General features: G+C 65.7%; 20 protein-coding genes. 8 read left to right on the top strand and 12 right to left on the bottom strand.

Translation table 11 applies throughout. The annotated features are described in order from the left end of the window. Positions 1 to 2: 2 nt before the first annotated feature. Genes ACQPXH_RS13435 through ACQPXH_RS13460 form a run of 6 tightly spaced genes read right to left on the bottom strand, consistent with a single transcriptional unit; the run spans position 3 to position 6,689 of the window. A complete protein-coding gene (locus ACQPXH_RS13435) occupies positions 3 to 929 on the bottom strand; it encodes an alpha/beta hydrolase (protein ID WP_433602668.1) in 927 nt (308 codons plus the stop codon). After that, entirely contained in the window at positions 926 to 1,789 is an 864-nt protein-coding gene (locus ACQPXH_RS13440; protein WP_433602670.1) for a short-chain dehydrogenase/reductase, read from the bottom strand. Before ACQPXH_RS13440 ends, ACQPXH_RS13435 begins: the two co-directional genes overlap by 4 nt. Beyond that, positions 1,786 to 3,243, bottom strand: a complete 1,458-nt coding sequence (locus ACQPXH_RS13445) for a flavin-containing monooxygenase (RefSeq protein WP_433602671.1) — start codon at positions 3,241 to 3,243, stop codon at positions 1,786 to 1,788. Before ACQPXH_RS13445 ends, ACQPXH_RS13440 begins: the two co-directional genes overlap by 4 nt. Beyond that, entirely contained in the window at positions 3,244 to 4,725 is a 1,482-nt protein-coding gene (locus ACQPXH_RS13450; RefSeq protein ID WP_433602672.1) for an aldehyde dehydrogenase family protein, read from the bottom strand. Positions 4,726 to 4,755: 30 nt separating this feature from the next. Continuing rightward, positions 4,756 to 5,796 (bottom strand): PDR/VanB family oxidoreductase, encoded by a 1,041-nt coding sequence (locus ACQPXH_RS13455; protein ID WP_433602673.1) that lies wholly within the window; start codon positions 5,794 to 5,796, stop codon positions 4,756 to 4,758. Continuing rightward, positions 5,796 to 6,689: a metal-dependent hydrolase gene (locus ACQPXH_RS13460; protein WP_433602674.1), complete on the bottom strand. Its 894-nt coding sequence runs from the start codon at positions 6,687 to 6,689 to the stop codon at positions 5,796 to 5,798. Before ACQPXH_RS13460 ends, ACQPXH_RS13455 begins: the two co-directional genes overlap by 1 nt. A 98-nt stretch (positions 6,690 to 6,787) precedes the next feature. On the opposite strand from ACQPXH_RS13460, the gene ACQPXH_RS13465 reads away from it, so the two are divergent. Beyond that, positions 6,788 to 7,408 (top strand): TetR/AcrR family transcriptional regulator, encoded by a 621-nt coding sequence (locus tag ACQPXH_RS13465; RefSeq protein WP_433602675.1) that lies wholly within the window; start codon positions 6,788 to 6,790, stop codon positions 7,406 to 7,408. Between the two features lie 325 nt (positions 7,409 to 7,733). Here ACQPXH_RS13465 and ACQPXH_RS13470 read toward each other — a convergent pair whose 3' ends face one another. Next, positions 7,734 to 8,318 carry a TetR/AcrR family transcriptional regulator gene (locus tag ACQPXH_RS13470; RefSeq protein ID WP_433602676.1) on the bottom strand — a complete coding sequence of 195 codons (585 nt, stop codon included), beginning with the start codon at positions 8,316 to 8,318 and terminating at the stop codon, positions 7,734 to 7,736. Between the two features lie 96 nt (positions 8,319 to 8,414). Between ACQPXH_RS13470 and ACQPXH_RS13475 the strand changes: the two genes are divergently transcribed. From ACQPXH_RS13475 to ACQPXH_RS13505, 7 genes are all read left to right on the top strand, one after another. Continuing rightward, positions 8,415 to 9,554, top strand: a complete 1,140-nt coding sequence (locus tag ACQPXH_RS13475) for an acyl-CoA dehydrogenase family protein (protein WP_433602677.1) — start codon at positions 8,415 to 8,417, stop codon at positions 9,552 to 9,554. Positions 9,555 to 9,940: 386 nt separating this feature from the next. Continuing rightward, positions 9,941 to 11,212, top strand: a complete 1,272-nt coding sequence (locus ACQPXH_RS13480) for a glycosyltransferase 87 family protein (RefSeq protein ID WP_433602678.1) — start codon at positions 9,941 to 9,943, stop codon at positions 11,210 to 11,212. A gap of 261 nt (positions 11,213 to 11,473) precedes the next feature. After that, complete coding sequence (locus tag ACQPXH_RS13485) at positions 11,474 to 11,806, top strand: hypothetical protein (protein WP_433602679.1); 333 nt, start codon at positions 11,474 to 11,476, stop codon at positions 11,804 to 11,806. A 66-nt stretch (positions 11,807 to 11,872) separates the two neighbouring features. Continuing rightward, positions 11,873 to 12,808, top strand: coding sequence for a polyphosphate kinase 2 (gene ppk2, locus ACQPXH_RS13490; protein WP_433602680.1), 936 nt, complete (start codon positions 11,873 to 11,875; stop codon positions 12,806 to 12,808). Between the two features lie 179 nt (positions 12,809 to 12,987). Then, positions 12,988 to 13,641, top strand: a complete 654-nt coding sequence (locus ACQPXH_RS13495) for a hypothetical protein (RefSeq protein WP_433602681.1) — start codon at positions 12,988 to 12,990, stop codon at positions 13,639 to 13,641. Positions 13,642 to 13,645: 4 nt separating this feature from the next. Further along, the gene (locus tag ACQPXH_RS13500; RefSeq protein WP_433602682.1) at positions 13,646 to 14,047 is read left to right on the top strand and encodes a hypothetical protein; all 402 of its coding nucleotides are present in this window, start codon (positions 13,646 to 13,648) and stop codon (positions 14,045 to 14,047) included. A gap of 88 nt (positions 14,048 to 14,135) precedes the next feature. Then, positions 14,136 to 14,675 (top strand): MarR family winged helix-turn-helix transcriptional regulator, encoded by a 540-nt coding sequence (locus ACQPXH_RS13505; protein WP_433602683.1) that lies wholly within the window; start codon positions 14,136 to 14,138, stop codon positions 14,673 to 14,675. 20 nt (positions 14,676 to 14,695) lie between these two features. On the opposite strand, the gene ACQPXH_RS13510 is transcribed toward ACQPXH_RS13505, so the two are convergent. The 5 genes from ACQPXH_RS13510 to ACQPXH_RS13530 form a co-directional block, all read right to left on the bottom strand. After that, positions 14,696 to 15,190: a phosphoribosyltransferase gene (locus ACQPXH_RS13510; protein WP_433602684.1), complete on the bottom strand. Its 495-nt coding sequence runs from the start codon at positions 15,188 to 15,190 to the stop codon at positions 14,696 to 14,698. Between the two features lie 138 nt (positions 15,191 to 15,328). Next, the gene (locus ACQPXH_RS13515; protein WP_433602685.1) at positions 15,329 to 18,016 is read right to left on the bottom strand and encodes a fumarate reductase/succinate dehydrogenase flavoprotein subunit; all 2,688 of its coding nucleotides are present in this window, start codon (positions 18,014 to 18,016) and stop codon (positions 15,329 to 15,331) included. Continuing rightward, complete coding sequence (locus ACQPXH_RS13520) at positions 18,013 to 18,819, bottom strand: ABC transporter ATP-binding protein (RefSeq protein ID WP_433602686.1); 807 nt, start codon at positions 18,817 to 18,819, stop codon at positions 18,013 to 18,015. Before ACQPXH_RS13520 ends, ACQPXH_RS13515 begins: the two co-directional genes overlap by 4 nt. Beyond that, positions 18,816 to 19,709 (bottom strand): ABC transporter permease, encoded by an 894-nt coding sequence (locus ACQPXH_RS13525; RefSeq protein WP_433602687.1) that lies wholly within the window; start codon positions 19,707 to 19,709, stop codon positions 18,816 to 18,818. Before ACQPXH_RS13525 ends, ACQPXH_RS13520 begins: the two co-directional genes overlap by 4 nt. Further along, positions 19,706 to 21,133, bottom strand: coding sequence for an ABC transporter substrate-binding protein (locus tag ACQPXH_RS13530; RefSeq protein ID WP_433602688.1), 1,428 nt, complete (start codon positions 21,131 to 21,133; stop codon positions 19,706 to 19,708). Before ACQPXH_RS13530 ends, ACQPXH_RS13525 begins: the two co-directional genes overlap by 4 nt. Between the last annotated feature and the right edge of the window lie 5 nt (positions 21,134 to 21,138).

The following is a 21,138-nucleotide window of genomic DNA, read 5'->3' on the forward strand; positions in this document are numbered from 1 at the left end:
TTTCAGATTGCCTGTGCGGCGGAGGGTTCGAGGGACTCGATGACGAACCGGCCCGATGCGCGGTATGCGGTTCGGGATTCGGGCACCAGCGCCGCGAGAGTGTGGAAGACGTGCATTTGGTCGGGCCACAAGCGCAGGTCGCAGGGTGCGCCCGCAGCGCTGAGGCGGTCGGTGAGCGCGATCGCGTCGGCGGCGAAGAGTTCATCCCTGCTGGCATGAATCAGCGTGGGCGGCAATGGCGTTCCCGAGCGGGGACGCAGTTGCCGCGGCGCGTCGGTCAGGTGGGCGATGGCGGCGTGCGCGGTGGCCAGGTCGAACAGGGCATCGCGGCGAGCGCTGCGGTGTGCGAGTTCCAGTGCCAGGTCGGCCATGGGCGAGAACAAAAGCAGGGCAGCCGCGCACCTACGACCGCGATCGGCGCTGTCGATCACGAAATCGGTGGCCAGGTAGCCGCCCGCGGAGTCGCCCGCGATAACTATCCGGTCCGGGGTGAATCCCTGTTCGCGCAGTAGACGATAGGCCTTTGAGACATCGGATGCCGCTGCGGTGTAGGTATTTTCGGGAGCCAGCCGGTAGTCCACCGCTAACACGGGCAGCCGGGTCGCGGTGGAAAGCCGTGAGGTGACGCCGCGATACGAGCGTGCGGATCCGGTGATGAAACCGCCGCCGTGCACATACAGGATGGCGGCATCGTCGCGGGTCGCGCGCGGACCGCGCACCCACTCGGCGCGAACCGGACCGTCCTCGACGGCCTCGATCGCCGTGCCGTTCAGCACCGGCGCGACCGCACGCATTACCTGGTCGATAGCTTTCCGAGCCGCCGGTAGCGTGTGCGTGTTGACCGGCAGGGCGGCCAGCAGCGGACGCAGAGTGTGACTCGAGATCTGCCGTAGAGCGCGAGCCCGGCGGGACGCGGGTTCGGCGCTCATATCCGGACCCGCGCTTCCACCGCGCGCACCAGGTCGTGCACGCGCGCGTCGCGGGTGAGGCGGGTGTCGAGCACCGCGTTCACCGCTCCGCGCAGCAGCGCGTACGCGCTCCAGCCGGTCGCGGGTGCGATGGTGCGCGGAGCGCGTCGTTCGATACCGTCGGCCACCGACTGCGCGGCCTGTGCCGCGGTGATCCGTCGGTTCAGTGGCCACGGGAGCAGATCGTCGAGGGCGCGACCGAGATCGTCACCGTCGAGGGTGTCATGGGTCATAGCGGTGTCGACAATGCCGAAATAGGCGATACCCGCGGTCGCGCCGAACGGTGAAAGCTCCACGCGCAGTGCCCGTCCCAACTGCTCCACGCCCGCTTTGCTGATCATGTAGGGCGCACCCGCCATCCCCGGTGCGAAAGCTGCGCACGAGGACACCACCACGACATGGCCGCGGGCGGTGACTATGTGATCGAGTGCCGGGCGCACGGTGTTGAATACGCCGGTCAGGTTGATATCGATGACGCGGTCGAAGTCCCGGCCCTCGAGTGTGCGCAGGGTGGCGGGGCGCGGCACCACACCGGCGTTGGCCACCACCACGTTCAGACACCCGAAGTGATCGACAGCGTCCGCGACCACCTGGCGCATGGCGTCTCGATCCGCCACATCGGCAGCGAGCGGCAGGGCGCGCGGGCCGAGGGCAGTCGCGGCGGCGGCGACGCCCTCCCCGTCGATATCGACCAGCACGACCGATGCGCCGCGGGCGTGGAGAACGTCCGCCAGTTCACGGCCGATCCCCTGGGCGGCGCCCGTGATCAACGCGACTTTGCCGTCCACGTCGTAGCGGCCCGGCATTACCCCGATCGTCATTTGGTCACCTCGTAAGCGTCGGCGTCGAAAGCGCGTGTGCGACGTCGGTATTCGAAACTCCAGTTCGGATACAGCCCGGCATTGAGCCCGTCGGGTGTGGTGTAGTAGCTCGTGCAGCCACCGGTGAGCCAGACACTGGTCGAACTGCGCTGTGCCATTTCGGCGAGGAATTGCTCCTGGGCTCCCGGACGCACCTCGACGCGGCGAACTCCGTTGCGGCGCACCGATTTCAGAGCATCGACGATGTAGGCGATCTGCGATTCGATCATGTAGATGGCCGACTGGTTTCCGGCCGCACCGAAGGGACCGAGCGTGCAGAAGAAATTGGGAAATCCCGCGACGGCCGCACCGAGGTAGCTCTGCGGTTGCTTGTGATAGAGCTCGGCGAGCGAGATCCCGTCCCGGCCGATGAGCCGTTCGTAGGCGGTGGGAATCGAGGTGAATCCGGTGCCGTGGATTATGGTGTCGACTTCGTGTTCGGTGCCGTCGCGCAGCACGATCGAATGCGGACGCACCTCGGCGATACCCTGCGTGACGACCTCGACATTGGGCCGGTCGAGCGCGGGCAGATACGCGTCGGAGAAGATCGCGCGCTTGCAGCCGATCACGTAGTCTGGCGTCAAGGTCCTGCGCAACAGCGGGTTTCGCACTTGCCGCAACAGCTGCAGCCGTGCCAGCCCCTCGTAGGGATGCCGGAAGCGCTGGTCCACCAGCGAGATCAGTCCGAAAGCCTCGATGGCCGAGTACCACAGACCACGAACGGCCTTCTGTGCCAAGGGGACACTGCGCAGCAGATACCGCTCGGCGGGCAGTGTCCTGCGATCCATGCGCGGCACGATCCACGGCGCGGACCGCTGGAACAGCAGCAGTTTGCCGACCCGGGGCTGGATTTCGGGAACGAACTGCACAGCGGAGGCTCCGGTGCCGATGACCGCGACGCGCTCGCCGGTGAGATCGTGGTCGTGGTCCCAGTGCAGCGAGTGAAAGCTGTTGCCCGCGAAGGTGTCCAGACCCGGCAGGTCGGGATACTTCGCCTCGGCGAAGATTCCCGCCGCCGATACGAGGAAGTCCGCGGTGCGCGAACCCTCCGTTGTCTCGATGCGCCACAGCGATGCGGTCTCGTCCCAGCGGGCGTCGAGCACCTCCGCGCCGAAGCGAATGAAGCGGACCACATCGTGGTCGACGGCCACCGACCGGAGGTATTCGAGGATCTCGGTCTGCTTCCCGTAGGTGCGCGACCAGTCCGGATTGGGCGCGAACGAGTAGCTGTACAACTGCGAGGGAACGTCGCAGGCGCAACCCGGATAGGTATTGGCGCGCCAAGTTCCGCCCAGATCGTCGGCGCGTTCCAGGATGACGAAATCCTCGAATCCGGCCTCCCGCAGTTTCACCGCGAGCCCGATACCGCCGAATCCCGCGCCGACGACCGCGATATGGGTGTGTTCCGCGTTCATTTATCGGCTCCTTGCATGCAGCAGTGCCACCAGCCGGTCGGCTACCGCGTCTACCCGGGTGGTGCGCCGGAAGGTGGTCAGTGGCAGCGGCGATGGAAACAGCTGCCTGGTGGTCGCTTTGGCGTAGGTGAATTCCTTGAGCCCATCGGGTCCGTGTACCCGGCCGAACCCGGAGTCGCCGACTCCACCGAGCGGCAGCGTCGGGATGGTGGCATGGGTGACGAACGAGTTGATCGAAACGCCGCCGGCGCGAATGCGATCCGCGATGGCGCGGCCGTTGTGCCGCGAGAACACGGTGCCGCCCAAGCCGTAGGCGCCCGCGTTCACCTTCTCGATCGCTTCGTCCATATCGCGCACGCGGGTGACCGTGAGTGTCGGGCCGAAGGTCTCCTCGGTAATGGCCGCGGCATCGTCGGGCACATCGGCCAGGATCGTGGGCTGTACGAATTGCCCGGGCACAGTGTCGATTCCACCGAGCAGGATGCGGGCGCCCCGAGTGATCGCGTCCTCGAGATGGTGTCGGATGACGTCGAGTTGCTTGGGCATGGTGATCGGTCCGACCTTGGATTCGGGCCGACCGGCGTCGATCGTGCTCGCGAGCGTCACCAGTTTCTCGACGAAAGCGTCGTATACGTGGGCGTGCACGTAGACGCGCTCCACAGCGAGGCATGTTTGGCCCGCATTTGAGAACCCGCCCCACATCGCGGCCTCGGCGGCCGCGTCCAGATCGGCATCGGCATCGACGACGAGCGCGTCCTTGCCGCCGCACTCCATCAGCACCGGGGTCAGATTCTCGGCACAGGCCGCCATGACCTTCTTGCCGGTGGCCGTGGAACCGGTGAACCCGATCTTGCCGACCCTGCTGCGGCACAGCGCGTTTCCGGTCTCACCGAGACCGGTGACCACCTGCAGCACCGGTCGCTCCGCAGTGGTGCGGGCGAAGGCATCGGCGAGCCACACTCCCACACCGGGCGTGTACTCGCTCGGCTTGAACACCACGGCGTTCCCAGCGGCCAACGCGAACGACACCGAGCCGAGCGGTGTGAAGACCGGGTAGTTCCACGGGCCGATCACCCCGACCACGCCGAAGGGCCGGTATTCGACCTGCGCGGCATGGTTCAGCGTGAGCAGGCTCGACCGCACGCCGCGGCGGCCGAGCACACGCTCAGCGTTGTGCGCGGCCCAACGCAGATGTTCGAGCGCCATGGCGATCTCCAGTTTCGCGTCCGAGACCGGCTTGCCCATTTCTTCGTGGATGATCCGGGCCAATTCGTCACGGCCCTTGGCGATTTCGGCGCGCCAGGCGTCGAGTCGTCGACCGCGCTCGGTGAATCCGAGTGCCGCCCACCAGATTCCCGCTTGGTGCGCGGTGGCGACAGCATGGTCGACTTCGGTCTGCCGGTGGATGGGGTAGTGGCCTACCGTCGTGCGGGTGGCCGGATTGCGCACCTCGAACGTTGTCACTGCTCCAGGGGTTTTCATCGATGTAGCCATCAGTTGGTCTCCGGCCGTTCAGAGGTCGAGTACGAGCGCGTCGCCGGCGGCGCGCGATACGCAGGCCAGCATGTGATCGGCTCGTTCGGATTCGGTGAGCAGGCGGTCGCGGTGCTCGACGGGGCCGGCGGCGACGCCGACCTTGCAGGTGCCGCAGAAACCCTGCTGGCAGGAGTAGGCGATATCCGGGAGCCGGCGGCGCAGCGCGGTCAGTGCGGTCTCGTCCGCGGCGACGCGAACGGTGCCGCCGGTGCGCGCGAGGGAGATATCGAATGCGCGGCCATCGATGACCGGTAGCGCCGAGAATCGCTCGGTGTGCAGCGACCCGCTCGGATTCAGCTCGAACATGCAGCGCTGCGCCGCCGCCAGCATCGGCGGCGGTCCGCAGACGTAGACGGCCGCACCGGGCTCCGCGCCAGCAATGATTTCGGCGACATCTGTGACACCGAATTCGTCGTCGGGACGGATATCCGCGCCGGGCAACTCCTGCAGGAACGGCATGGTGTCGCGCGAACGGCCGAGGTACACCAGCCGCCCGCGGGCGCCCGCCGCCTTGACCATCGGCAGGATCGGTGTGATGCCGATGCCACCGGCGAGGAACAGATATGACGGGGCGTCGACGAAGGTGAATGCGTTGCGGGGGCCTCGAATGCGGAGCCGGTCATCGGCGCGCAGCGTCTCGTGTACCTCCCGGGAGCCTCCGCCGCCGTCCGGGATGAGGCGCACCGCGATCCGATAGCGGAAGCGATCCGACGGGTCACCGCACAGCGAATACTGCCGCTGCCGTCCGGTGGGCAGAAATACATCCACATGAGAACCCGGCCGCCATGTCGGCAGCGGGCCACCCGCTGCCGTGCGCAGGGTCAGACTCACCACATCGGCTGTCTGGCGTTCGATGCTCTCGACGCGCACGTCCAGCTCGAATCCCGTGCGCCGCACCGGCTTCGGTCGCGAAAGCAGCGGCGCGGCGCCGCCTTTGACGAAGACGCTCTTGTAGGCGTCCATGATCCCGTTGAGCATCCGCAGACTCACCGGTGCGGCATCGGCAGGCTTGTCCATCAGTGACCCACCGCCCGTGCGGCCGGTGAGTGTCCGAGATACCGCAGCGCTTTGTCCATCGGACCCAGCTGCGAGGGGTGGAAGCCGGGCCGCAGATAGCGGGGGATCTCGGTGAGGAACACTGTCCAACTGGGGATCACGCCGCGGCGGGTGGCACTGGCGAACTGTCGCAACCAGAATTTGCCCTTATCGGCCTCCGGATCCTTTCGGTACATGTACGCCGTCGACACGATGAACAGCGGCAGCAGGGTCAGGCTCGCCAGGATCGCGGTCCGTGCCCGGCGTGCGTAGCTGCCGTCGACGTACATGAACGCGTCGTAGACCACGCTGCGGTGCTCGACCTCCTCCGCACCGTGCCAGCGGACCAGATCCAGCATGGCCGGATGCATGCCCTTCTCCTCGAGAATATCCGCGTTGAGCAGCCATTCGCCGAGCACGGCGGTGTAGTGCTCCATCCCGGCGAACAGGCCGAGGCGTTCCTTGAGCCATTCGTCCTTCGCTCGTCCGGTCAGGCCGTGATCACCGAGAACGCGGTCGACCAGCCACGCCACCTTGCGGACATACGAATCCACGTCCAGGCCGGTGGACAGCAGATGTATTCGCGCGGCCTCATGGCTGTTGGCGTGCATGGTCTCCTGCCCGACGAACCCGATCACTTCCTCCCGCAGCCGCTCGTCGTGGATATGCGGCAGTGCCTCGGACAGGGCCTGCGCCATGGCTCGCTCACCCTCGGGCAGCACCAGATGCATGACGTTGACGATGTGGGTGGCCAGCACCTCGCCGGGGATGTAGTGCATAGGCACGGAATCGAACTCGAAATGGACATCGCGTGCATTGATCGCATGCGCGTCGTCGCCGTAGGTGCGCTTCGTCGCGCCAGCGGTGTCAGCCATGCCCAGACCGTACAGCGCCACAAATTTCATTGCAATGTTGCGGCAACATTTTTGCTTGGATTGTTGCACGACCGGTGTTGTCTGCTAGCGTCGAACGAGTGAAGACGGCGTCGAAAGCAGCCCTGAGCCGCGATGATGCGGACGATCTCGAGACGCGGATCCTCGACGCCGCCCTCGTGCAGTTCGCGAAGGTCGGCGTCAAGAAGACGACGATCGAGGACGTCGCCCGGCAGGCCGGGGTGGATCGTGTCACGGTCTACCGGCGGGTGGGCTCACGCGATGATCTGGTACAGGCCGTGATCAGTCGCGAAGTCGCGACGCTGCTCACGGAACTCGCCGCAATGCCCGAACGGCACGACAGCATCGACGATCTCGTCGCCGACATATTCGTCACGGTCGTCACGCGCTGGCGCACGCATCCCATGGTCGAACGGATGCTGGCGATCGAACCCGAGCGAGTGATCATGAAACTCACGGTCGACGGCGCCACCACCTTCGCCATGTGCGTCACCGCAACCGCCACCACGCTCGAACGCGCGGTCCGGTGCGGACTACTCGCCGACTCCGACGACCTGATGACCCGCGCTGAAATCGTCTGCCGCGTAGTCCATTCCCTCATCCTCGCCCCGCACGGCACGACACCGCTGCGGTCCGACGACGAGCTCGCCGAGTTCGCACGCGGGTATCTGGTGCCGGTCGTCACCAACGCCCGCGGCTGACGCTCTCGTGCTGCGGCTGACCCAGTCGGAGAAAGCATTCGATCGCCGACAAGCGCGTCAACGAGGTTGCCTCCGCTCCCGTGATGCCGGATCCGATTGCTGGGCAACGAGATTCGGATCGGGCGTGGATCCGGCGGCGGCATCGGGTTGTCCGCGGCACTGACGACAAGGCGCGCGGGTCAGCGCAGGCGTGGCGCGATGGTGGTAGCGATGTCGATGCTTTTGGCGCAGTAGTCGCAGATCCAGATCCCTTGTGCGCCCTCGCCTTTCGAATATCGAGCGAGTGGTGGTGTCGGTGGAGCGGCTGTGGCAGCCCTGGGTGAGGCTAGGCGCTGATGCCCGCGGTGAGGATGGCGGCCAACTCGCGGTAGGCATCGGCATCGTCTAGTCCGGTGTGCTCGCGCACTCCACCCTGCTGGATGCGGACCATCATGGTCGCGGCCATATCGGCGGCGAAGGCGGCGTGGACGTCACGGAATTCACCCGCCGCGACGCCTTCATCGATGAGTTCGCGGACCCGTCGGGCGGCGATCCTGGTGTTCTTCTCGTAGATCTCCCGTGCGGGCGCGAAACCGCTCAGGTCGGCCATGAACCGGTCGGAGGCGGCGGCCAGGGCGGTACCGACCGCGGACAGGTAGGCGGTGATGCGCTCACGGGCATCGGTGATCGGCGCGATGCCGGTCTCCACATCGTCGGTGGCGCGGCGGAAGAAGTGCACGGTGGCGGCCCGGACCAGCTGTTCCTTACTGCCCGCGAGGGTGTAGAGGGTCGATTTGGAGCAGCGCAGCCGCGCGGCGATCTCGTCGAGGGTCAGATGTGCGAATCCCTCGGTCAGAAACAGATCGACCAGCGCGTCGAAGAGTTCGGTACGCCGCCGGGTGGCGAATCCTGCGCGCGCGAGCTGCTCCATATCAGCGAATAGTACTGGTAAGGCACTTGCAGTACTGGGGTGCGCACAGTACTGTGATCGGTAATTCAGTACTGTTATTCGTAGGCGAGGAGTCTTGTGGCCGTCGAACGTCTGCTGCCCACCACCGAAGCCCGGGAATTGATCCAGCTCGCCCGAGACATCGCCGACAAAGTCCTGACGCCGATCGTCGATGAACACGAACGGGCCGAGACCTATCCCGGCGGTGTGTTCGCCACGCTGGGGGAGGCCGGATTGCTGAGCCTGCCGTATCCGGTCGAATGGGGCGGCGGTGGCCAGCCGTACGAGGTGTACCTGCAGGTTCTCGAGGAGATCGCGGCGCGGTGGGCGGCGATCGCGGTGGCGGTCAGCGTGCACAGCCTGGCCTGTCATCCGCTACTGGCCTTCGGCACCGAGGAGCAGAAGCAGCGCTGGCTGCCGGAGATGTTGGGCGGCAATACGATCGGCGCGTACAGTCTGTCCGAGCCGCAGGCCGGGTCGGATGCCGCCGCAGTGGCATGCAAGGCCGCTCCCGTTGACGGCGGATATCTCGTCAACGGCACCAAGGCCTGGATCACCCATGGCGGCATCGCCGACTTCTACAACGTTTTCGCGCGCACGGGCGAGGGGTCGCGCGGCATCTCCTGCTTCCTGGTGCCGCGTGCGACCACCGGCCTGACTTTCGGCAAGCCCGAGCAGAAGATGGGGCTGCATGCGGTGCCCACCACGACCGCGCACTACGACGACGCGTTCCTGCCCGTCGAGCGACGGATCGGTACAGAGGGGCAGGGCCTCCAAATCGCTTTGAGCGCACTGGATTCCGGCCGACTCGGCATTGCCGCGGTCGCGACCGGACTGGCCCAGGCCGCGCTCGACGAAGCCGTCGCCTATGCCAAAGAGCGCACGGCATTCGGCAAGCCGATCATCGACCACCAGGGTCTGGGGTTCCTGCTGGCCGATATGGCCGCCGCGGTCGACTCGGCCCGCGCCACCTATCTCGATGCCGCGCGGCGACGCGATGCGGGGCTGGCGTACTCACGCCAGGCGAGTGTGGCCAAACTGATCGCCACCGATGCGGCCATGAAGGTTACGACCGACGCTGTTCAGGTACTCGGTGGCTACGGCTATACCCGCGACTTCCGGGTCGAGCGGTATATGCGCGAAGCCAAGATCACGCAAATCTTCGAGGGCACCAACCAGATTCAGCGACTGGTCATCGCACGCGGCCTCGCACAGTGACCGGTCGGATTCCGGTCCGCCGCCCTACCGCTGGAACTGCCGATACACGCCGACGAGGCCGAGCCACGGAGCTTGGGCGAGCGGATAGCCAGGACGAGTCGGCGCTCTGCGGTGTGAACGCCGGATCAGCGATATCCGCCGTAGTTCTGTCGATTCCGGTCGTAGTCGTACCGTTTGTGGCCGGACTGCTGTGATTCCGGTTGTGCGCCTGACGTTTTCGCTCGAACGGCCACGCGTGCGGTCAAGTGCTCGTCATGCGCGCAGCAGCGTATCGGCGGTAGCGCCGGACCGGTCCCGGCGCTGGGCTGTGCGTGACGATGTTCGCGCCCGGTGTCGCATGAGGGTCGCGGTGGTTAGGCTGCGGCCTTGTGCGCAGGCTGTCGTCGGTGTCGAAATTGTGGTTGGTGTGGGTGGTTACGCGGACACTGATGGTGGTGTTGACCGGGGTGACGGTGCTGCCACACAGCGTTTGGGATGCCTCGGCCGCGGACTTGACGCTGTATCGCGGATGGGCCGAGCAGATCGCGTACCAGAACATTTTCCCGATGGCGGACGAGCGCTGGCAGTATCCGCCAGGGGCCGGTGCATTGCTCGTCGTACCCCGACTGCTCGGCGGCGGCCTCGGTTACAACTGGTTGTTCTTCGCGCTGGTCGCCGCCGCGGATGCGAGCGTACTCGGCTTGTTGATCCGGGCCGCGCGGCGCGACGGCTGGGAGACTGCGCAGACCGGTCCGTGGGTGTGGACGGTGGGTGTGGCCATGTTGGGCAGAGTCTGCTATGGCCGATTCGATTTGATCGTGGCCGCGACCGCGGTCGCGGCACTGCTGTGGGCGACGCGCCGCCCAGCGGCGGCGGGCGCGGCCGCTGCCGTCGGCGTGCTGTTGAAAGTCTGGCCAGTGCTGGTTGTGCTGGGTTTGCGCTGGCGAACCCTGCGGCGGATGAGTGCGGGCGCGGCCGGTGTCGGTATCGCCGCGATCGTGGGATCGACGGCGTTGGGTCCGGGGGCATGGTCGTTCCTGGAGTTCCAGTCGAAGCGTGGATTGCAGATCGAATCCGTGGCTGCCACACCACTGTTGATCGCTCGACTGCTGAACGGCCGCTGGACCATCGTGCATCGTTATGGGGCCGACGAGTTGTCCGGGCCAGTGGTGTCCGCGGTGGCGTCGGCGTGCGTGGCGGCGACGGTCGTGGGCGGCGCGGTGTTGCTGTTCATCTGGTGGCGTGTGCGGCCTCCGGCGACCGATCTGGTATTGGCCGCAGTGCTGCTCGCCCTGGTGACCAGCCGGGTACTCAGCCCGCAGTACCTGGTGTGGGCAGTGGCGGTCGCGTCGGTCTGCGCGCTCGACTCGCGCAGCACACAGCGGCCAGTGCTGGTGCTGGTGCTGGCGATCGCGTTCATGAGCCAAGTGGAATTCCCCTTCCTCTACGACCGGGTAGCCACCGGGAGCTGGCCGGGAGTGGTGGTGCTGACAGTCCGCAACGGCATGCTGCTGTGCGCGACCGCGTGGTCGATCGTTCGGCTGTGCCGCAACGGTCTCGATCATCCGAGATCACCGCTCGGCCAACTCGCTGGTGGATATCGGTTCGGTAACGCCAGTGGGCCTGCGCGCTCTCCCGGTCGGGTCCGAATTCCGCCATCTCGACAGTTGTTTCCCTAGTTCAGGACCATATCCGCGAGCTAGGTCACGATTCGGTCACGCGCGTACGCATCGAGTCGTGTAAGGAAAGGGTCTTTTTTCGACCTTGAATAACTGTCACGCTATCGCTGGCTAATAGTTAGCCTTCATAAATGTCGGGGAGCGGCAATCGCACCGCATGACAGGACGGATCGGTCGCCGATCACGGTGATCACCCGTGTTGCGCCATTTCCATATCGAATCGCTACCTTGGTCGATCGCCGTATCGGCCCGGAGAACGCTATGGCTAATCCAGCGTCCATACCCAATCCCTTCGATACACGTCGCACCGGTAGTCCCGCTGCCTCTCAGCCGAGCTCGAGGGGCGCGGCAGATTCGGCGCGGTCCGCCCGCGTTCTCCTCGATGAGCAGCTCGCGCCGCTGCGGATCCCGGCACTGGTGCTGGGTGCATTGCTGATCTGCCTCGGTGTGGCGGCGCTGCTGCCATTGCGGGGATGGCTGCACGACTACGGAGCCGAACTTGTCATCGCCGCCTACCTGCAATACATGGCGATCGCGACAACCCTCGAGGTATGGGGTCTGCGCATGACCAGGAAAGGTCCACACCGCACGTGATACGCGCACGGTGAGGTGCTTCGGCTGTTCACCTTTCGGTCAGAATCCGTCGATAGTGTCCCGGAAATGACCGACTTCGCGACACGGCAGCCATTGCCCGACTTCAGTTCGATCGGCGACCTCGAGTCCGTGGTCGACCTTTCCGACACTGCCGGTTTCATCGTCGACGATTTCGATGACGACGACCCGATCCTGATCACCGCCCAGGGCGGTTTCGCCGTCGACACCTGGCGTGAGGGCTACCCCTACGAGGAGCGTCTGGCCCGCGATAGCTACGAGGCCGACAAGCGCCTGCTGCAGATCGAGCTGCTCAAATTGCAGAATTGGGTCAAGGCCGAGGGGCGCAGGCTGGTGATCGTGTTCGAGGGCCGCGACGCCGCGGGTAAGGGCGGAACCATCAAGCGCTTCATGGAGCACCTCAACCCGCGCGGTGCACGCGTGGTGGCACTGGAGAAGCCGACCACGCGCGAGTCGACGCAGTGGTACTTCCAGCGCTACGTCGAACACCTACCCGCGGAAGGGGAGATCGTGTTGTTCGACCGCTCTTGGTACAACCGTGCCGGAGTCGAACGGGTCATGGGCTTTTGCACCCCTGAACAACATCAGCGATTCCTCGCCCAAGTTCCGCTCTTCGAGCGCATGCTCGTCGACGACGGCATCGACCTCGTCAAGTTCTGGTTCTCGGTGTCCCCGCTGGAGCAGCGCACTCGCTTCGCCATCCGCCAAGTCGACCCGGTCCGCCAGTGGAAGCTGTCCCCGATGGACCTGGCCTCGCTCGACAAATGGGACGACTACACCGCCGCCAAGGAACAGAACTTCGAGCACACCGATACCGACTACGCTCCCTGGACCGTGGTCAAGAGCAACGACAAGAAACGCGCCCGCCTCAACGCGATGCGCCACGTCCTCGGTCTGTTCGACTACGACAACAAGGACCCCGAGATCGTCACCCCGGCCGACCCACTCCTCGTGGGGCGAGCTTGCGACGTCATCGGCTCCTGACCCCGCAACGGACGCCGCTCGCCCAGCCGTCGGGCCCTGAATTCCATGCACGGCAACCACATCCGGAGTGCATGAGCGCTTGAAGCTGTGACGCGAGATCCCCGCCCGCTCCTGTTGCCCGATTCTCTGACAAACGGGGCCGACATGGCATTCGACCAGTGAACGTTTAGCATTCCGGTATGCGCCGTCGGAGGTGGCTACGGGCCGCACTGTGTTTGGTCGTACTGAGCGCCGGCGGCTGTTTCGGGGCGGTCGAGCGCGGCGACTTCGAACAGAGTTTGCGGGCGCGGGGCGGGGGACTTGTCAACGGGTTGACGGATTCGGCGGTTACCGCGGTGCGAGAGCGCTTGGGAACCACTGATTTTCAGGCGAATGTCATTCTGCTGACCGCTCCGGATTCCATGCGGTTCCGCCTGGTGCTGTCCGATCAGCCAAACCAGGTGACTCGATTCTTCTCCGCGTGGCCCGATCCCACCGCACGGCAGGCAGTCGTGCGATTGCGGGTGCGCGACCCGGACGGTTCCCGTCGGCTCGACGACTACTCGTTCACGCTCGGTGCGCTGAGTGCGCCACAGCCGGTGCGGGTTTCGGCATTCGACGATATCGACAGCGAGGGCTTCATGGTCAGTGAGGTGCCGGGACTCGCGCATATCGAGGACATCGTCGATACCACCCTGGCTCGCAGCGAACTCGCCGACGGCCAGGTCACCGTGATCGTCGTGAGTCGCTTCAGCCGCGAGATCCGCATCGTCGCGAACGTCAGCTCGCCGCGGACGGATATGGTCGCCGAGTTCGACCGCACCGGCGCATTTCTTCGAATCCAGCAGGTGTGAGGCCATGGCGAGACTGCTTACCACCGCATTGTCGACCGGTGTCGGCGTCGGCATGTTCAGTACCGTGGTGCCCGTATCGATCTGGCCCGGTGAAGCGAAACTCACCGGGCCACTGTTCTGTTCGGACCCCTACCACGAACCCGTGGTGGTATCGGACACCTTCCACGACTCCGAGGGCACTTCGGTCAACTACACCCTCTACTGTGTGACCGACCGCGGCGCGGTCACCGACGAGGGATTCGTCCTCCCCTTCTTCGTCTTGATGGCGGCGCACATCGCGATCATCACCACTGTGGCGTTCCTTGCCGGACTGTGGATCCGTCACAGCACCCCGCCCCCGGCCGATCCACAGACCACGGCATTCGAACCACTGACCTACGGACCACACGAGCCCGACCCCATCTGAATACTCCGTCATATGGGCTCGGGGCCGGGCGGGGCAACGCTTGACGGCGGCAGAAAACACAGCGAATTCGCTGGGATACAGTGTCCTAATGCCCGAAGAAGCGCATCCCACACCCGTGGTGCGTGTCGGGGCGGCCGCGGGGTCCGATGGTGCTTCCGCAACCGTCGGGGGAACCGATGCCGACCTGCTCTCGCTCGCATCACAGCTGTGCTTTGCTCTGTACTCCACATCCCGATCGATGACCGCGGCGTATCGGCCGTTTCTCGAGGCGATGGGTGTTACCTACCCGCAGTATCTGGCCCTGCTGGCTTTATGGGGACGGCCTGCGATGACCATGAAGGAACTCGGCGAACAATTGCAGCTGGACTACGGCACGGTGTCACCGCTCATCCAGCGACTCCAGGCACATGGTCTGGTCGAGAGCGTCCGGAGTTCCAGCGATCGCCGGGCTGTCGAACTGCGTGCGACCGAAGCCGGACGCGCACTGCAACCACAGGCCCGGCAGATGATCGAGGCGGTCATGGCGGAGGTCGGCTATCCGATCGAGCATCTCATCCGGCTGCGCGACCAGGTCAACGCGCTCGGCGCCCGCCTCGACGCCGCCGTCGCCGAGCGTTCTGGCCGGTAAGAACCGGGCGCGCCGGTGGCTCAGGCGTCGAGCACTCGGGTCTGCCGGTCGACGACGGGTGGTTCGGTAGACCAGGGGAAGTTGATCCAACGGTCGGTGCGCCGCCAGACGTATTCGCAATCGACCTCGGAATGCGGCTTCTGGTACACGACCGCGCAGCGCACCTCGGCGACATGGTCGATGCAGAAGTCGCGCACGAGTTTGAGAGTGGCGCCGGTATCGGCCACATCGTCGGCGACCAGGACCGTCGCACCTGCCAGATCGACCGCCTGCGGGACCGGTGGCAGCATGACCGGGAGATCGAGGCGCTGATCGATGCCGGTGTAGAACTCGACGTTCATCACGTGCAGGTTCTTCACGTCCAGTGCGTAACCGAGCGCTCCGGCGACGAATAGGCCACCGCGTGCGATCGAGAGGATCAGATCCGGTTCGAACCCGTCCTTGGCGATTTCGGTGGCGAGCTCGCGACTCGCCGTCCCGAATAATTCCCAGGTCAGCACTTCCCGATCCGCCATGGATCCTCCATCTCCCTCGATACCGCTGGGCATAGAGCATACGACCAGCTACGCGGCGGCGTTCCCACTCTCTGTCCGGGAATTGGGCCGGGTCGGGTGCGGATATATCTGGCCGGCTGCTGATGCGGAAATGCGCGGCTACGACAATGGGCGCACGCGGTCCGACGCGCGGCGCGCATAGGCGCGCACATCCGCATCGCTGTCATCGATCGCCAGCTTCAGCGCATCGTGCGCCGCCGCACTGTGCGGCCAGGTGGCCAGCGACAATACCGCTGCCTTGCGCACATCGAGGTGTGGATCGTGCAGGGCCTCGGAAAGCGGGGTGACGCCGAAATCGGGGTTCGCGCCCGCGAGGCCCCGCGCGGCACCCACCCGGACCTGCCAGGCAGAGTGTCCGAGCGCGCCGACAAGTAGCGCCGCGTCATCTTGCGCAACAGCGAGATTCGCGAAGGAAGCCAGGGCGGCGGCGCGCACGAGCGGATCCGGATCCTCGGCAAGAGCGCGCGCCGTTTCGGTGCCATGCCCGCCGATCGCCGACAACCCGTGCGCGACGGCAATGCGCACCTCACGGTTCTCATCGGTCGCCGCCGACGAGACGGCCTGCCAGTCGTCGAGCGATACCAGAGCCCGTACGGCCTCGATGCGCACCCGGTGGTCTGAATCAGTCAGTGCCGCAACGAATTGTGCTGCCGTTCCGGCGCGCAGCGCGCGTAACAGATCCACGACGGTCGCCCGGACGACCGGGTCGAGGGAGTCGAGTCGATCGGCGAGGCCGGTCGAATCGGGAAGCACCTCCACGAGTTCGCGCAGACTCGCCGCGGCTGCCGCGCGAACGGATGCTGCGTCGTCGTCGAGCGCGCCGATCAATACCGATGTGAATCCCTCAGGGGTGTTCTCGGTCAGCACCGACAGCGCCGCCACTCGGACACCGGCATCGGCATCGGACAGATAGGTCCAAAGGTCCTGCACCGTAGGCGAATCCAGGGCAAGCAGGCTGACCAGCCGCGGTGACGGCGGGGTCGTCGATGTGCGGACGGTGCGCGGTGCATCGGCCGGTGCGCGCCCGCCGATGAGTTCCGGTTGCGCGATCGGGACCACAGTGGCGTCGGTAGAAGGCAGGTCATCGAGACCGGGCACCGGTACCAGATACGGCGCAACCGGCCGCCTGAGGAATTCCATCCTGCCATCGGAGTTCTTACGCAGGTTCAGGTGGTAGCGCCACTCGTCATCGTCGCGCCGCGGCAGGTCGGCGCGTTCGTGGTAGAGCCCCCACCGTGATTCGGTGCGGGTCAGTGAACTGCGCGCCGCCATTTCGGCGCAGTCGCGGATGAAGGTGACCTCGACCGCGCGCATGAGTTCATGAGGTGTGCGAGCACCGATTTCGGCGATTTCGCCGCGCATCCGCTCGAAGGTCTCGATCGCGATCGACAGTTTCGCGGCCGTCTTCGGCGGCGCGACATAGTCGTTCACGAATCGGCGCAGTTTGTACTCGACCTGCGGCTGCGGTGGGCCGTCCGGCTGCCGTAGCGGTCGATAGATCAGTTCATATGCCTCGGTCAGTTGGTCGTCCGGAAGTTCGATGGGTGCAGCGACTTCGGACAGTGTCGATGCGGCGTGGCCGCCGGCCAGATCGCCGAAGACGAAAGCGCCGATCATGTAGTTGTGCGGCACGCACGCGAGATCACCGGCCGCGTAGAGTCCGGGCACGGTCGTGCGAGCGTGTTCGTCGACCCATACGCCGGATGCGGAATGTCCACCACATAAACCGATTTCCGAGATATGCATCTCGATATCGTGGGTGCGATAGTCATGGCCGCGATTGGCGTGGAAGGTGCCACGGGTCGGGCGTTCGGTGGTGTGCAGAATGCCTTCGAGCGTCGTGAGGGTCTCGTCGGGCAGATGCGACACCTTGAGGTAGATGGGTCCGCGCGCGGATTCGATCTCGCGCTTGACCTCCGACATCATCTGTCCGGACCAGTAATCCGAGTCGACGAAGCGTTCGCCCCTCGCGTTCACCTGGTACCCGCCGAACGGATTGGCCACATAGGCGCAGGCCGGACCGTTGTAATCCTTGATGAGCGGATTTATCTGGAAGCATTCGATACCGCTGAGTTCCGCGCCGGCGTGATAGGCCATCGAATACCCGTCGCCCGCATTGGTCGGATTCTCGTAAGTGCCATACAGATAACCCGATGCGGGCAACCCCAAGCGGCCGGACGGACCGGTCGCCAGGATTACCGCCTTGGCACCCACCGCCACGAACTCGCCGGTGCGCGTATTCAATGCGGCCGCACCCACTGCGCGGCCCGCATCGGTGAGCACCCGCGCCGGCATGAGCCGGTTCTCGATCCGGATCTTCTCGCGCATCTTGCGTTGGCGCAGTACGCGATACAGCGCCTTCTTCACATCTTTGCCCTCGGGCATGGGCAGCACATACGACCCGGACCGGTGTACCCGGCGCACCGCGTACTCGCCGTACTCGTCCTTCTCGAACTTCACGCCGTAGCGTTCGAGGCGCTGCACCATGGCGAAGCCTCGGGTGGCGGTCTGATATACGGTGCGCTGGTTGACGATTCCGTCATTGGCCCTGGTGATTTCGGCGACGTAGTCCTCGGGTTCGGCCTTGCCAGGAATCACCGCGTTGTTGACCCCGTCCATGCCCATGGCCAAGGCACCGGAGTGCCGCACATGCGCCTTCTCCAGCAGTAACACATCGGCGCCTGCCTCGGCGGCGGTCAGTGCGGCCATGGTCCCCGCCGTGCCGCCGCCGATGACGAGCACATCGCAGTCGAGCCGGATCCGATCGGATAGCGCGGGAATTTTCACAACTTCTCCAGGATTTCGGCCTTGACCGACCGACGATCCGCCGGTGTGCGGGGCTCGGGCACATCGACCAGGGTGTGCAGCACGCCGCCGCCCAGCCCACTGTCGCCCAGCCCACTGTCGCCCAGCCCACTGTCGCCCAGCCCACTGTCGCCCAGTACCGCGATGCGGTCGCCGAGCAGTAGCGCCTCGTCCAAGTCATGGGTGACGAATACGACGGTGGTGGGGTGAGCGCGCCAGGTGTCGATCAGCAAGCGCTGCATGGTTGTCCGGGTCTGGGTGTCGAGTGCGCCGAACGGTTCGTCCATCAGCACCGCGCGCGGCGATCCGGCGAGACTGCGCGCCAACTGGACTCGCTGCCGCATGCCGCCGGAGAGATCGCGCGGGAGATAATCGGCGTAGCCGGTGAGTCCGACCTCCTCCACCCAATGCCGGGCGCTGGCTTTGCGTTCGGCCCGCGGCACTTTGCGCAATTGCAGTGCGAGCTCGATGTTCTGGCGCACAGTGCGCCACGGCAGCAACGCATCGTCCTGGAAGACAAGGGCGCGGTCGGCGGATGGCCCGGTCACCGCAATGCCGTCGGCGCGGATCACGCCTCGATCCGGCTTGCGCAGTCCGGCGATCGCCCGCAGCAGCGTCGACTTGCCGCAGCCGGATTTGCCGACCACGACCAGGATTTCGCCGGGTGTGATGGCCAGCTCCAAGTTCTCGAGCACCGTTTTTCCGCCGTAGGCGATGCGAATTCCGTCCAGGCTCAGCCGCATTCCGGTTGTGGTCGGGGTGGCGGGTGCGGTTGTCGTGGTCATTCGGCGACCTCTCTCGGCAGCCAGCGGGTGATCCGGCGTCCGGCCAATTCCACGATTCCGGAGGTGCCGAAGCCGAGGATGCCGATGGTGATCATGCCGACGAATACCGCCGGATAGTCGACGATCGTGTAGGCCTGCCAGGTCCGGTAGCCGATGCCGAGCCGTCCGGAGATCATCTCGGCCGAGATGAGGCAGATCCATGCCACACCCATCCCGACCGACAGACCGCTGAATACGCCGGGCAGGATGCCCGGAAACACCACTCGCACAAGGACATCAGCGCGCGACGCACCCAGGGTGCGCAGCGCATCCTCCCAGATGGTCGGCAGCGCGCGTACCGCGTGCCGGGTGCTGACCAGCACCGGGAACAGTGATGCCATGAAGGTGATGAAGACGATGCCCGATTCGTCGCTCGGGAACAGCAGGATCGCCACCGGCACCAGCGCGATGGCCGGAATCGGCCGCGCCAATTCGGTGAGCGGTCCGAGCACCGCGGCGAAGAGCCCGGACCGGCCGAGACCGATACCCGCGACCACACCGACCACGGCCGCGAGCCCGAATCCGGTGAGAATACGGATCAGCGATTGCCCGACATCGACGTAGAACTGGTCCGACTGCAGCTGCTTGCCGAATTCACCGATGATCTCGGTGACCGTCGGTAGTGTGTCGAAGCGCAGCCACCACCGCACGTTGTTGGCGGTGAGCAGCTGCCACAGTCCGATCGCGGTCGCCACCGACGCCACCTGAAGTATCCGGGTGCGCCATGCGGAATTCCCTCGTACTTCGCCGGTTTCATCACCGTCGGCCACGGTCGCGCTGACCGGGGGCGCGGGTCGCTCGCCCGTCGCTCGGCCGTCCTGCAACAACGAAGCGCTGTGCGATGCTGTCATGGTCGGACTTCCGTGACGGCTTGGTCATAGGAGATCGCAGTGGCGGCCGGGTGCACCTGCCGATAGCGCTGCGCGGCTGCGGGGGTCGTGAACGGCAGGAAGCTGTCGCCGTCGCGCAACCACACCGCCTTGTCGGCGAACCAGCGCGTGCCGAGTTCGGCATCGGGCACATACGCGGCGCGGATCGCCTTGCCCTGCGCCTTGGCCGCCTGGACCGCGCGCAGCAGGCAGGTCGGATCGGCGGCGGGCTGTGGTCGATCCGTGCCGTCGAGCCACAGCTCACCGGCTTGCGCGGCATTGCTCACGGGACGCGCGCAGACCGGGTCGGTGCCGGTGACGCGGCTGGGGTTGACGGCCGCCGACACCGCCTGGTCGTAGTCGCCCGCGCCGTTGTCGGCGAAGGCCTTGCGCAGCGGCGCGGGATCGACGAACTTATCGATATCGAGTTCGGCGAAGTCGCCGATCGACTTCAGGTACTGCACGTCGCCTTTGAAAGCATCGATCAGACTGGGCTCGAGCGTGGTATCGAAAGACGTTCCGCCGGGCCCGTTGTAGAGGTACACGACTTCCTGCGGCAATCCGGAACCGTCGGCGACGATCTCGGCGGCTTCGAAGGGCTTCTCGTTCAGGAACTTCGTGGCGTCGAGCTGGGCCGCGAGGAAGGCCTGTAGCACTTCGGGATGATCGGCGGTGTAGGAGCGTCGCGCGACCACGCCGTGGAAGGTCGGCACACCCAATTCCGCACCGTCGTAGAGCAGTTTCGCCTTGTTCTGGAAGACCAGCAGTCCGGGCCAGGCCACGAACTGCGCGAGCGCGCCGACCTGATGCGATTCCAATGCGGTCGCCCCGACCTGTGGCTGCTGGTTGAGTACCTCGACGCCCTTGGCCGGATCGACGCCCGCCCGCGAGAGCGCCTGCACCAGGGTGCCGTGCCCGGCCGAGCCGACGCTGGCCGAAATCTTCTGCCCGGCCAGATCACCTACCCCGGTCACCGTCGAATCCTGGGGCACCACAACCATATTGAGCGCACCCCTGGGGTTGTAGCCGGTCACCGATACCAGCGCGGTTTTCGCGCGCTCGTTGGACTGGGTGCGAGATCCGTTGATCAGCAACGGATAGTCGCCCATCGACCCGATATCGATCTTCTCGGCGAGCATCTGCGCGGTGATCGGCGCGCCGGTGTCGTAGTCCTGCCACTCGACCTGGTACTTGGCACCCCCGCTGTCGGTGATCTTCTGTAGCCGCTGTTCCAGATAGCCCTGGGCGCGCAGCAGGGTGCCCGCGGTGACGGTATTGATGGTCTTGGACTGGTAGCCGACGACGACCTTGACGGTGCCTTCGGGGGTGTTGTCCGAACTCTGCAGTGAGCAGCCCGCCGCGGCGAGTGCGACAGCGAGGAGCAGGGGAGCAAGGCGTTTCTTCATGGGAC

Source organism: Nocardia sp. CA-135953, from assembly GCF_050955735.1.
Taxonomy (GTDB): Bacteria; Actinomycetota; Actinomycetes; order Mycobacteriales; family Mycobacteriaceae; genus Nocardia.